Raw genomic sequence first — 12,891 nt, forward strand, 5'->3', positions numbered from 1 at the left:
GAGCGACCGGGGCGAGGTGCCCGTGCGCAGCGGTCGCCCTTCGCCGGCCACCCAAGAACCGCGAAGTCCCCTTACCTAACGGGCGAGGGCCATCGCGCGCATCGCTATCTTGCCGGCGTTCATGATCCCGTATCGGTCTTCGACCCGCGCGGCGAGATCGTCTACGGATTCTCCCGCTTCGGCGGCAAGGAGCACGCTGCCGAGCAACACGGACTGATCGTAGACATCTCCGCCGGGCGCCAGAAACTCCGCCATCAGCACTTCTGTGGGGTCGAGCGGTATCTCTCGTAGTGGAGTGCTCACCTTCCATCGAGCATCTAGACGGCCCAGCGAGCACCACTTCGCTCTCGACCGGACCGATCTAGGCGAGAGTTTGACGTCGCCCTTCCCCGACGTCACAGCTGCCCGGGCCCAGACATCTCCTCCTGCTCCTCGAGGCTTTTGGAAGATCATGTCGCTGCGGGCGATGTCAGCCATCGGCTGCAGCATCAGGGTGAACACGCAGGAGTCATGGGCCTCGAGCCGGGTCCGACTTTCGTCATTCCCCCAGCTCCCGCCCACCAGCTGGCCCGAGACTCGCAAGTCCTCCGCACCACCTGAACTGAAGAGCAGCGCCGGATTCAATACCGTCACTGGGGTTCGGCCTTTGTTGGTCACTGTGATCACAGCGACGTCGAGTGCGGGACCGTCCAACCGATACGGCATTCGCCAGTCGATGAGATTGGGGTCCTGCATATCTGTTGGTGAAGCACGAACCATTCGAAGGCCATCCGTTCGACCGAGCTCGAGCTTCACCTTCAGGATGCTGCCGCCCCATCTCCACTCTCGGACAGCCCAGAAGAGTGCCACGGCCGCAACGACCAGGATCCCTATCTGCACCAGGTTGGCGAGAAGGTTAGGGGTCGGTGCGACGCAGGCGAGGGCGGTTAGACAGATCACGTTGCCTCTTGGCGTTCACGGGAATCCTAGCGAGGCAGACACACCCGAAGTTCCTCCGGGTATCTCTGGCTGGCCGGTTCGGGATGCCCCGGCTCCGTCGATCATCAAGCAGGAGGTACCGTGAGATCGAACGATCTTTCGACGATGAAACACCGCCCTCCAGCTACACGTGGTCGGGTAGGGATCGCCCCGAGGTCCGCCAGTGCCTTCTTCGTTCGGCGCGGAGGAATCCGGGCGCGAAAAGGCGATTCTTACCCAGTTTCCTGGCTTGGAGTTCAGAGACTTCAGGACGTACTCGCCGCCGGAGGTGTTGATCTTGCTCGTCACCGACTCGGTCATGATCCTGCCGACACCGAGATAGAAGCCTGAGGTTCTCGTCACGCTGTCGTTTCGCCAGCCAGCCAGCCATTGAAAAGCAGAGACCCCGCAGCGGGAAAGGTCCCGCTAGGAGGTCTGCCGGACGACGTGTTGAGTGCCCTGACGCCATTTAGCGCGATTGGGAGTTTTCGGCGATCCGGGATCTTGACGAATACGCCCGTGGATTCGCGACCCCCTGATAGCCGGTGCCGCGCGGGCTACTTCGGGTTGTTCGGGCGAGGGCGTCGCTTCGCCGCAGGTGGAAGCAGCGATTGCAGAGCAGATGCGGGCCGCAACCGCTGCAGCGACGCTGTCGCCGAGGGATCCAGCGTGCTGGTCTCCCCTTCGTAGTAGAGGGCTATCATTTCGCGGCTCACCTCGTCGTAGGCGAACGCGGCCACCCGCGGGATATTGAGCTGGTGCCCTTTAGCCTTCATGTAGTTGCGGATGTGCGCCTCCCACGTCGCGGAGGAGACTCCGGGTGGCTTGACCGCCCATACCAGCACCCAACCGTCCTCGACGTTCGTGCTTCCTGTGATCGGAACGGTCAGGCTACGTCCGCGGCCTTCCGGGTCTGGGTTGTCCAGCAGGTCCTTTGAATGCCGGGCGAACTTCTCTTGCGCCGCCTCGTTTCCGGACAGCAGTGTTGCGCCGACACTTAGCCAGCCGAAGCTCTGTCGGTCGTGCAGCTCATCGATAAGGTCAACGATGCTCGTCGTCGGCATCGACGGTTTCGGTGCACGCGGGCTGCCGTCGCGGGTGAGATGCCACTGATCGAGCGCATCCGTCCGGCTCGTGATGAACGCCGGTACCTGCTGCCGGAAGCGACGCAGTTCACCCGTGGTGGGGTCGGGCATGAATGGAAACGCGTCCTTGACCAAGGCCGGGTCGGGTGCTACCCACAATCCAGCTTCGTAGAAGTAGAGGAACAGGTCGAGTTCGTCAGGCGCCAAGAACATCATCGTCGTCATGGGATCACGCCTGCGCCGCAAATAAAGGAGGAACTCTGCAGGCCGGTCCACCAGCTCCGCGATCAGCTCGAGATCGTGCAGCGAGACCGTCCAGGGGACGTTCTCTAGATCGATGAGTCCGGCCTCAAGGAGATCCGCGGTCGCCGTGAACACGGCCGGGATATCGTCAAGGCTGACAGCAATCGTATGGATCTCGCGGATGTGAGTGAGATCCACCCATCCCTCTCCCTCGATGCGTAGCCCGCCGTCATCGACGATCCCTGAGCGCACTCGCCCTGCCTGTTCCGCTGCGTTCGTGATGATGCGCCTTAAGTCACCGAGCTGGCGCGATGTCTTCCCTCCCCGAGACAGGGCGCTGAACGCGACCGCCTTGTCCTCGATGACAAAGGCCACATCATCGACAAGAACCAAATGATCACATTCCACCCGTTTGGTATACGCATCAACCGAACCAGTCGCCTTCTCTGCCTCCGTTGCAGGGACGAAGAAATCGAACCCGTTCCGGTAGGTCGCCGTCGGAAGAAGCATCTTCACTGCGCGAAGCACCCGCTCCTCCAGGACCTCTCCGCGGTGCTTCGCATACGCGTCCCATTCAGCCTTCTGCGTCTTCAGGTAGTCCTCAAGCCTCTCCCTCAACGCCGGTGCTGTGTGTCCGTCATGTAGCAGCATCACGCGACCCGCACCGCCTGAAAGCAACGGGTGACGTCGCCACGGGTTGTTCCCCTGAACGAACTTCTCCGCGGCCTCCAACGCCGTCATCCCGGACGCATCAAGAGTGAAGAAGGCGACCACCCGTTCGACACGCTCCATTGGGAGGTCCGTCTCCGCGACAAGCTCATCGATGCCGACCGTGCAGTCATCCGCAGACGGTTCAAACATTGACATCAGAACAGTCACAGCCTGCTTGGTCATCGATGCGACATCTTCCCCGGGAGCGCCCGCAGGCTCTGACAGGGACCTCGCGAACTGCTGCCCCCGCTTGTTTAGTTTGCGGGCCTGGATCGAATGACAGGCATTCAGTACATTCAGCGCCTCAGCGGCACTGAACCCCAATCCCTTCTCCAGCGCAATGCGAACCCCCGGGTTGGCATCGAGCAGCTCGACCGCCGTCGCCTGCAACACGTCTGCGTACGAGGAGTTGCGCATCGCGACCTCTGACCCCTGCACACCCATCGACAACCACCCCAGTGGCGCGTCCGGGCCAGCGGCGACCAGCGTCCGGAACCAGCCCAGGTTCGTGATCTCTTCCAGAATCGGCCGGGCGTCCTGCACCACCCCGCTCATCTCATTCGGCTCCGCCGGTGGACCGTCCACCTCATCGGTACTGCGACCCGCAATCGCCAACAGGACGAGCAATTCGACCTGCCACGCGCCGCCGTCCGGGCTCGCGACAACCTGCCCAGCCGGAGCTAAGGGGAAGTACGCCAGCCTGGCGGTTTCTGCCAACCTCGCCGACGTGAAACGCGAACCCATTGCCGCGAGCTCACGTACACGGTCAGCGAACCTGGTACCCACGTTCGCCGCGAAATCGCCCTCAGCACTGAGTTCAGCAAACAGCGACTGCACCGTGTCCGAGGACTGCATCACAAAATCCACATAAGGATCCGTCGGCGCTGCGGCGTCCCCGTGAGGCAAATGCCGCCGCCTCTTCGCACGCGCCTTCAAACGCTTCGACTTCGATGCCATGCCTAATCGAACCACACGCCTCCGACACGCCGGCCACCTCGCAGATGCTGTCGGCTTCGGCCGCCTGAGAGCACCCATCCCGCTCAGCTCATCGGCAGCCAAGTGCGTCGTTGCGATTCGGATCATCGGTCCTTTGGCGCATGTAAACGGCCACAGCAACGACATGTACTCTTGCGCTCAATATTTTCAGAAGTGTCTGAGGCTGCCAGTACAGTCTGACCCGTGAGTGAATCGCCCGGACAGCGTCATGTACGCGGGGTAATCGAAAGCGTCACCGGACGCGCGAATGGTCGGGGCGTCCCTGAGCTCAGCGAGGCCGTTCTTCGTCTGGAGGATGGGTCGACGCTCGAGGTGCGTATGCCACGACCATTGGGAACAGAGCGGAGTTTTCGGGCACTGCCTGTCTCATTCGATTTTGTCGACTTCGGTGTTTGCCCGATCTGCCTCGCGCCGGAGCCGCGAAGCCGGGAGCATGTGCCTCCCCACTCGGTTGGCGGCAGCGTGATCACGATGACCTGCGAAGCATGCAACAACGAGTTCGGCAGCAAGTACGAGCCGCACCTTCGCAATTGGTATGAGAACACGATCGGGAAAGTACGACTCTCAGGCAAGTCCGTTCCTGGCCGCCGGAGCGTCGGCGAGTACCTACTACGCGAGAACGCATCAGGTGGTTTTGTTCTCTTCCAACACGGTAAACACGACCCGGCGGTCACTCAGATCTTGGGAGAACAGGAGTTCGAGTTGAGCTACGAGGTTGTCGACACAACCCGTTCTCACATCGCAGCGGTCAAGACTGCCTATTTGGCCGGTTGCGTTGCGCTGCGCGGGATTCCGCAGACGCCGCGCGCTGATGCGTTGAGAGCTGAGCTCCTCGCTGCCCGAGACGCGCCCCGTGACCAGAAGGCTGAGCTCGGCGACGTGGTGAGGTCCATCAAAGTCGCGCGCTCCGCGCACGAACCGAGCCCTGGGGAGATCGTCCTGATGGCCGCCGCGGATGGACAAGCGGAATCGGCGATGGTAATCAGCTTCAATCGCGTGTTCGCCATCGATTGGCCGCTCGACCCGATCACTGGATTTACAAGGTGTGTGGTCTGATGGCGGCCCAAAACAATCGTCCCAGCCAAGAGAACGTGGCGTCAGCCTTCGAGCCTGCTGAGGTCGTGGAACGCTTCATCCTGTGTGCGCGGCGGGTTGCCACGCACTCCCTCTAGCAGCGAGGGACCGCCTTGAGGCGCTCGCCGACACGGCTCGAGCATGCCTGATAGGCCGGTGGGATCGGCCTCGGCAACGACCCGACCGCCTGCAAGCTTGACCGCGACGAATCTGTCGTCGCGCCACTAGATCGCGTGAATTCGTCTCAACACGTCGCCATTCTGTCCGGCCCGGCCTAACTGAGACGCGTCCATGGGGCGTACGGCCCACCCATTAGCGCCAGCGCTCTCCCTCGAGAATGTCATCAATACGGTGGGCACTGCCGCCGCGAAGTAGCCACCGAATCGGCGTCTGCCACTCGCCGCGATAGGTCAGATCTTCTTTCGGGACGGTCATGAATCCCTGCACGCTCGCCGGGTCCCAGCCGTCGATGAGCGAAGCCAGCACATGCGCGAGATGGGGCAGCAATCCGTCGCGGGTCTGATCGCTGAACTGCCATTTCGGATATACGGCGAAGCCCTCCACCGCGAATGAGTAGATCGTGCCGATCCGCGCGCGGTCTTGAACCTCATAGATGCTGAGACCTAGCCTCTCTGCGACTTCAGACTCGCTGTACGATGCGGCGATCGTTTCTAAGCAGGTCTGATCCTCCAGCTCCCGCAGCTCGCCACGGGCGACGCGCTCCTCAGTCTCGGTGAGCTCCTGCAGCGTGAAGTCCCCGGACTCGATGAGGAAGGCACGAAGCGCGGGAGTCATAGCCGATGAGCTGGACACGGGTCGCACTTGAGTGAGGAGGCGCTCTGCTTCCAGTCGAAGCACGCGCAGAATCTCAGCGCCGCAACCCGTCCGGTCTATTCGCTCGAGCGCTTCATCGACCGCTTTGGCGAGAGCGAGCGGCCGAACAGCGGTTGACATGGAGGCTTCTCCCTACCAGCGACGGCGGCCGCTACACGGTACGCCGACTGTATCGCGTGTTCGGTCGCGCACGCACGCGTCAAAAGAACCAGCTCGTCGGCACACATCGATCGCTGCCTTCAACCACGCGTCGGGACCAGGCGCGGCGAAATGGGGCGCCAGAGGACTGGGCGGTCGAAGCGGGCGACCCGCAAACTGAGAGGTTACGTCCGCAGTGGTGAGTCGCGGTGTGTGCCGCGCGGATGCGATACTCGTGACATCACTTGAGCCCTTATCGGCGAGGTACTGAGACCCAATTGGGCCGCCTGCCGGCCCAACCCGGCACTACCTACCGTTGCAGGTTGGAGACACATGATGCCAGCGAGCGATGCAGGACACACTCCCCCCTCGGAAATCAGGGTGGGTGACAAGGTGCGGCTGACGGGAGCCGCGTGGGGCGAAATCGAATCGATCTCACCCATCAAGTTCGACCGTGTGCCCAAAATTGGCGAAGAGCACCGGATTACCGGCGGATCAGTTCTCGGTCCGTACTTCCTCGTTTCGGGAACCCCCTGGGCCGTGAATGATTACTACACTGCGGTTGTAGTGCATGACGATCAACGCCCCCGAACGTAGAACGACGGCGACCGAACGCTCACCGCTCCGCCTGGCTGAGTCAGCAATCTGGCGCTCGGGCTCGGTCATTGAGCACCACTCGCTCAGATAAGCCGCTCCGGTATCCCCAGTCTCGCTTCGACCTCATCATTCTCTGACGCGATTGGCGGGCCTCCTCGCTACGATCAGGGCATGACCCGGCGAGACAGCGTGGAGCAACGTGACGATCTTGACGGCTCTGTCGCAACCACGTCGTCGAGTTCAGCTACCGCGGCCGGGCGTACGAGATCGACCTATCGACCGACAACGCCGAGGCGTTTTTCCACGCCATCGAGCCGTATATCGACGCAGCTCGCCCCATCGACTACCGGGACCCAAGAACGCCACCAGCACAGCCGACGCCGACCGAAATCCGGCGGTGGGCGATCGAGAACGGCATCACGGTCTCGCCGCAAGGGCGGATCGCCCATCGCAACCGTGCCGCTCACGCCGCGGCTCTCCCAGGCGAACCTGACACTTGCACCTCTCGACAGCCTCCGCCCCCGAAGGAGGCTTCTTCGTGACCAGCCGCGACGATCACGCCCGTCTTACCCGCCTGCACGAAGTCCGTCAGGGCATAGAGTCCTTACACGCCCAGGCTCTCGCTGAACGCGCCGGACAGGTCTACTCCGTCGAGGAGACTGTCGAGAGAGTGCGGCGCCATGATCTCGCCCTCGAGGCCATGCCGAGCTGGGGGCTGGACGGCGAAAAGCAACGTCCGTCCGAAGCGCCTCCGCAACAATGAAGGCAGCCCCTTTGCGAAGGAGCGCACCGGTTGCCTTTCCCCGAAGGCACTCGTCACGAGCCGGTCACCATCTCAGCCCCGTCTCGGCTCAATGTCCAACCACTACCCCCGATAAGAACAGTTATCCGGACTATCCGGCGCGATGTCCATCGAGCTGACCTTGGGTTCGACAAGACCGCGCACCCACGAAACCGCAGTTGATTCCCGCGCTGGACTGCGACCAATCACTCCATCGGGGGATCAGCGCGACTGGCCTACAACCCCGCTTGCAGACGCCACGCTGCGGTCCCGTCATCCGTCGACGCACACGTCAATGCCTTATCGACAGTCTGACCCAGCTCCCATAGGGCCGTCTCTTCAGCGACCCACCACTTAGCCGACGCCGACGAGCTCTTTCTCCGCAAGAGCCGGGATCGATCGGCGAGACGGATGGGCAGGAATGCAGATCGCGATGATGGAGGCGAGAAGCGATACACCCGCTCCGATGTAGAGCGCAACACGGAAGCCGACCTCAGAAGGCACGATCGCCTCGCCGAGGTGGATTGTCATCTGCGCCAGGATCACCCCCACGACGGCCGCGCCGATGGTGGTTCCGAGTGAGCGCATCAACGTGTTGAACCCGTTCGCCGCAGCAGTCTCGTCGCGGGGCACCACGCCCATGATCAACGCCGGCATGGCCCCATACGCGAGAGCAACGCCACTGTTGATGACTATGCCGGTCAGAAGCAGTCCCCACGTACTGCCCATCGCCAGCAGTCCTACCCCATACCCCACCGCGAGGATTCCCGCTCCGACTGTGAGCGTGAACTTCGGCCCCCTCGCGTTCGTCATCCTGCCGCCAACCGGTGAGAGCAGCAGCATCATCAGTCCGGCAGGAGCCATCCAAAGGCCGGCAGCCAGGACTGATTGCCCGAGACCGTATCCCGTCGAAGATGGAAGCTGCAGCAGCTGCGGCATGACGAGCATGCTCGCGTACATGCCGAACCCCACGAATATCGATGCGATGTTGGTCCATAGGACGCGTGGGATCGCAGCAGTTCGCAGATCGACGAGTGGATCCGTGGTCCGACTCTCCCATATGCCCCAGAGGCCGAACACCACTGCCGCCAGACCGAACAGCCCGAGCGTCACCCACGAGCTCCACCCCCACTCCGACCCTTTGGAGATGGCGAGGATCAATGCCACGAGTCCGATAGACAGTCCGATAGCGCCAAGACCATCGAATCGCTGTCCGGCCGCGGCTGCATCAAGCGATGGCACGAAGAGCCACACGGCGATGACCACGAGCCCGGTGATCGCCGCACTCGCCCAGAACAGCACCCGCCAGTCGGAGAACTCGACGACTGCCGCAGACAAGGGCATCCCTATGGCGCCGCCGACGCCGAGTGTCGCGCTCACGGTCGCGATCGATGACGATAGCTTTTCTCGTGGCACGACATCCCGGAGAAGCGCGATACCGAGCGGCACCATACCGGAGCCCACCCCTTGAAGTGCTCTCCCGGCGATCATCACTTCGACGGTCGGAGCGACGGCGCAGACTACTCCGCCGAGGGCGAGCGGCACGGCGAGCAGCAGAATCATGCGCCGCTTCCCGAAGAGGTCTCCGAGTCTGCCCGAAATCGGAACCGCCACAGCAGCCGCAAGCAGCGTCGCCGTGACGATCCATGCGGTGTTCGCGGGGGATGTGCCAAAGATCCGCGGAAACTGTGCAATCAGAGGCGTCACCATGGTCTGCGTGATCGAGGAAGCGATCCCCGCGAACGCCAGCACGGCGACGACCACGCCCGGGCGGTGAGTGCGAATGCGCGCGATCATGAAACCTCCGAAGTTATGCAGGCTGCAACCAGTATGCATCTTGCATATGCATCATACACATGAGGCATGAGATGATCGGAACGGAGGAAGACCATGGAACGACGAATCGCAGACATTGAGTACGAGCAGATGGTGCAGAGCCGCTATGCCATCGCCCAGCACCAGCCACGCGGCGGCGATGACCTCGACCGAAGCGCCTATTTGCTCCTGAGTCGCATCCATGCTGAGGGCCCGAAGACGATCGGAGAACTCAGCGAGATCTTTCGCCTCGACACCTCGACAGTGCAACGACAGACGAGTTCGGCGATGCGCGCAGGTCTGATCGATCGAGCACCAGACCCCGACGGAGGAATTGCCCGCGTTTTCACGCTCACACCCGACGGCCTTGCCAAACTCATCGCTGTCCGCGATCGTTCTGTGCGCGCGCTCGGCGTGATTTTGGCGGACTGGTCGGACGCGGAGGTCTCAACCTTCGCGGACATGCTCCATCGCTTCAATACGGACATCGAGCAATACACGTCCTCCCGACGCGCTCCGCGCGAGCTTTAGCGTTCGCACCCGCCAGACTCGTGGTCGCCTGCGTCCGAGACAGATCAGCTCCTTCCTCACCCATCCGTTCCAAGGTCGAGCAGCCACGACCATGAGTACTCCACAGCACTCGGTCGTGCTTCACGCACCGCATCTGGGCCGAGCAACGCCGTTCCCACGCCACGGTGAGCAACATCGAGATGGACGATCGTCCTCGAGCTCTGAGGCAACTCCCACCAATGAGATGCCGACTCGAGATCCTCAACCGAGTGTCGTCCGACGTTCATATAGGTCGGCGACCCAGATCGCATTGCCACCACGCCCGCAGTGCCAGAGATCTCGAAAGACTCGACGCCCCCTCGAGTGCCATTCTCCTGAGGACGCAGATACGGCGTCGCGAGGTCGTCCACGGCCATCGTCCACCGCCCGATCGAAGCTGCACGATCTCTGTCCGGGTAGTTCTCCCACGGGCCGAGGCCAACCCATTCTGCGTCGGTGAAGCACCCTTCAAGCTCGAACCGCATGCCCACCCGCAAACCATCCGTGGTCGATTCTGGAAGTCTCACATTCTCATCGAAGCGGAAGGCCCCGTGACCGAGCTGAGTCATCCGACGCGTGTGCACCACCTCATCACCGAACGCGGCGCGGTAAGTCGTCGTGATCAGGTCCAGAGCTTTGGCGGAGTCGCTCTCGATTGTCGTGCTCACCCGTTCGAGCCTGAAGAAACCGCTCCGGAGGAACCGCTGGTCCAAGGTGAATGCCTGATCGTTGTCAGTGAGCGCCCGCCAGAGATTGAGAACCGGCCATTCACGGATCCTCGGATGACTCACGTTGCCGGTCGCATCAAGCGACAGGCCGTGATCCCGCCCGACAGCCTCGATCTCGGGTAGTTCGAACGTGCGCGGAAACGCGACCTGTTGCGCGCCGAGAGAAGTCTCCGCTGGCGCCCAGCGCTCGTCTTGGGCGAGCCTGATCGTCAGGGTGATCCCGAGCGCATCCGGCGCCTGGGCGGCTTCGACGATGCTGTTCGGTAGTTCGAGGTCAGCGACCTGACCCGCTGGGCAGTCGGGCACGGCGATCCGCGCTAGGGCTACGGGTCCGTGTGCCGTGTCTACGTGCGCATCGAATACGAATGAAGAGAGATCAGAGAAAGCTTGCCGGTTTCGAATCACGAGAGTCCCGGATCTCGTCTCCTCGGGGCCTGATTCGATTCGCAGCGGGCCGAAGATACCGCGTGCCTCAAAGAGCGCCGGCCGTGGCACCCCATTGGCATCGACGATTCCGTTGAGAACGACGGCACCGTCGTTGGGCACATCCCCGAAGTCGCCCCCGTACCGCCCACGACCACTTCGATCCGGGTCCAGAGCATGATCCTTGAACTCCCAGATGAATCCACCTTGGAGGCCGGGAGTCGACTCGATGAGGTCCCAGAATCGGGCGAGACCTCCAGTTGAGTTCCCCTGCGAGTATGCGTACTCGCACATGATCAGCGGCCGATCAGCCCGAGGGTCGGTCGCGTAGGCGGACAGCGCATCGAAAGACGGATACATCGGGCAGAGAATGTCGGTGGCGTTATGGCCGCCGTGCCAATCGAGCGAGATTGCGCCTTCGTAGTGAATCGGACGCGAAGGATCGAATCGGCGAAGCCATCCCGCAGCCGCATCGTGGTTCGCTCCGTATCCAGATTCGTTTCCAAGCGACCACGCGATGATCGAAGGGTGGTTCTTGTCTCGGAGCACCATCCTCGACACTCGTTCGAGGTATGCCGACAGGTAGCGCGGATCATCGCTCACGTGCGGAAACGCATGCGCCTCGATATCGGCTTCATCGACCACGTAGAACCCGAACTCGTCACAGAGATCGAGGAACATCGGGTCATTCGGATAATGCGAGGTTCGGATTGCATTCACGTTGAAGCGCTTGAGCAGAGTCAGCTCCTCGCGCATCTGCTCCTGCGAGATGACACGACCTGTGTGCGGATCGAAGTCGTGGCGGTTGATGCCTTGGATGAGCACCGGAACGCCGTTCAACAACAGTTCCCGGCCAACGACCTCGACCCGACGGAATCCGACCCTTACTCGCGCCGTATCGACGACATCGCCGTCGGCGTTCACCAACTCGACGACGATCTGCTCGAGCTGCGGGCGCTCCGCCGACCAAGGCGTGACGAGCAGGTCGGACAGCTCGAGCGTTGCCGTCCCCGCTACCGGCCGCGGCGCTACGGAGTTCGCAAGGGCAGCGCTCGCCCTCTCCATGCCGGCTGGCGCCGGCGCGCCCGCCGCGAGAAGCGGCAAGAGATCCATGAAGCCATCTGGGAACATTGCCGGAGGCTGCACCGTGCGGTCGGTCGACATTTCCGGTAGTCCCTGAACGGCTACCCGGGGGGCAACGGCCAGTTCATGGGTATCGCCCAGGACGGTGACGCGAACGGAATGCGAGGGCTCGAAGACGTGGTCCAGTCCGACCGTACTGACGCTCAGTTTGAGCGCACCCGATCGCGTGTTCGGGTCGAAGTCTGCCCTAGCAAAGACATCAGCTAGCCGGACTTCCGGAAGAATCGAGATCATCACGGCGCGGCTGATGCCCGCATGCCACCACTGATCCTGATCCTCGAGGTAGGTGTTCGCCGACCATTTGACGACCTTCAACTCGATTGTGTTGGCGCCTGCCCTAACAAAGCTCGTGATATCGAACTCTGCCGCAAGATGCGAGTCGGTACTCATACCGACTACCCGATTGTTCACGGCGACATGTAGCTGCCCCTCGGCCGCGCCGATTGTGAGGATTATCCGCTGTCCGGGCTGCGGGGCGAGGTCCACGGAGGTTCGATAGATGCCGGTCGGGTTTTCGTTGGGCGCATACGGCGGCACCGCGTCGAAGGGAATCGTGATGTTCGTGTACTGAGGCTGATCGCCGGAATCGGCCATCGTCCAGAGCTCGGGCAGCTGGACCTCCTGCCATGACTCTCCCGGTTCCGCGTCCGGGCCCGGGACAATCTGGAAACTCCAGAGGTCGAGAACTTGATCCGGCACCCGAGTGAGGGAGTTGATCAGCAAGCGCGCGGACCCGGGGGTCGTGGACTCGGCGGCGAAGGGGCTGCGTGCGGCGGCCATGGTTCTCCAAACGGTTGGGGCGTCGGATGCGCTAAAG

At 62.4% G+C, this 12,891-nt stretch carries 9 protein-coding genes and 1 pseudogene; 5 read left to right on the forward strand and 5 right to left on the reverse strand.

Going from position 1 to position 12,891, the window contains the following annotated elements; all coding sequences use genetic code 11:
* Positions 1-75: 75 nt before the first annotated feature.
* Both KZC52_RS07000 and KZC52_RS07005 read right to left on the reverse strand, forming a co-directional pair.
* A complete protein-coding gene (locus tag KZC52_RS07000) occupies positions 76-795 on the reverse strand; it encodes a hypothetical protein (RefSeq protein WP_247623326.1) in 720 nt (239 codons plus the stop codon).
* Between the two features lie 719 nt (positions 796-1,514).
* Entirely contained in the window at positions 1,515-3,953 is a 2,439-nt protein-coding gene (locus tag KZC52_RS07005) for a hypothetical protein (protein WP_247623327.1), read from the reverse strand.
* A 222-nt stretch (positions 3,954-4,175) separates the two neighbouring features.
* On the opposite strand from KZC52_RS07005, the gene KZC52_RS07010 reads away from it, so the two are divergent.
* Positions 4,176-5,048 (forward strand): HNH endonuclease, encoded by an 873-nt coding sequence (locus KZC52_RS07010; protein WP_247623328.1) that lies wholly within the window; start codon positions 4,176-4,178, stop codon positions 5,046-5,048.
* 330 nt (positions 5,049-5,378) lie between these two features.
* Here the strand turns inward: KZC52_RS07010 and KZC52_RS07015 are convergent, their stop codons facing one another.
* Positions 5,379-6,020: a hypothetical protein gene (locus tag KZC52_RS07015; protein ID WP_247623329.1), complete on the reverse strand. Its 642-nt coding sequence runs from the start codon at positions 6,018-6,020 to the stop codon at positions 5,379-5,381.
* 857 nt (positions 6,021-6,877) lie between these two features.
* Between KZC52_RS07015 and KZC52_RS17685 the strand changes: the two are divergent.
* From KZC52_RS17685 to KZC52_RS07020, 3 genes and pseudogenes are all read left to right on the forward strand, one after another.
* A pseudogene (locus tag KZC52_RS17685) lies at positions 6,878-6,961 on the forward strand (Lsr2 dimerization domain-containing protein); the annotation flags it as partial.
* Between the two features lie 12 nt (positions 6,962-6,973).
* Positions 6,974-7,177 carry an Lsr2 family DNA-binding protein gene (locus tag KZC52_RS17640; RefSeq protein ID WP_443677133.1) on the forward strand — a complete coding sequence of 68 codons (204 nt, stop codon included), beginning with the start codon at positions 6,974-6,976 and terminating at the stop codon, positions 7,175-7,177.
* Complete coding sequence (locus tag KZC52_RS07020; RefSeq protein ID WP_247623330.1) at positions 7,174-7,398, forward strand: hypothetical protein; 225 nt, start codon at positions 7,174-7,176, stop codon at positions 7,396-7,398. The genes KZC52_RS17640 and KZC52_RS07020 overlap by 4 nt, the downstream gene beginning before the upstream one ends.
* A gap of 372 nt (positions 7,399-7,770) precedes the next feature.
* On the opposite strand, the gene KZC52_RS07025 is transcribed toward KZC52_RS07020, so the two are convergent.
* Entirely contained in the window at positions 7,771-9,213 is a 1,443-nt protein-coding gene (locus KZC52_RS07025) for an MFS transporter (RefSeq protein ID WP_247623331.1), read from the reverse strand.
* Between the two features lie 93 nt (positions 9,214-9,306).
* Here KZC52_RS07025 and KZC52_RS07030 point away from each other — a divergent pair, with 93 nt between their 5' ends.
* Positions 9,307-9,762 carry a MarR family winged helix-turn-helix transcriptional regulator gene (locus KZC52_RS07030; RefSeq protein ID WP_247623332.1) on the forward strand — a complete coding sequence of 152 codons (456 nt, stop codon included), beginning with the start codon at positions 9,307-9,309 and terminating at the stop codon, positions 9,760-9,762.
* Positions 9,763-9,818: 56 nt separating this feature from the next.
* On the opposite strand, the gene KZC52_RS07035 is transcribed toward KZC52_RS07030, so the two are convergent.
* Complete coding sequence (locus KZC52_RS07035) at positions 9,819-12,854, reverse strand: glycoside hydrolase family 2 TIM barrel-domain containing protein (RefSeq protein ID WP_247623333.1); 3,036 nt, start codon at positions 12,852-12,854, stop codon at positions 9,819-9,821.
* Positions 12,855-12,891: the final 37 nt, after the last annotated feature.

This window comes from Microbacterium galbinum, from assembly GCF_023091225.1.
In the GTDB taxonomy this organism is placed as follows: Bacteria; Actinomycetota; Actinomycetes; order Actinomycetales; family Microbacteriaceae; genus Microbacterium; species Microbacterium galbinum.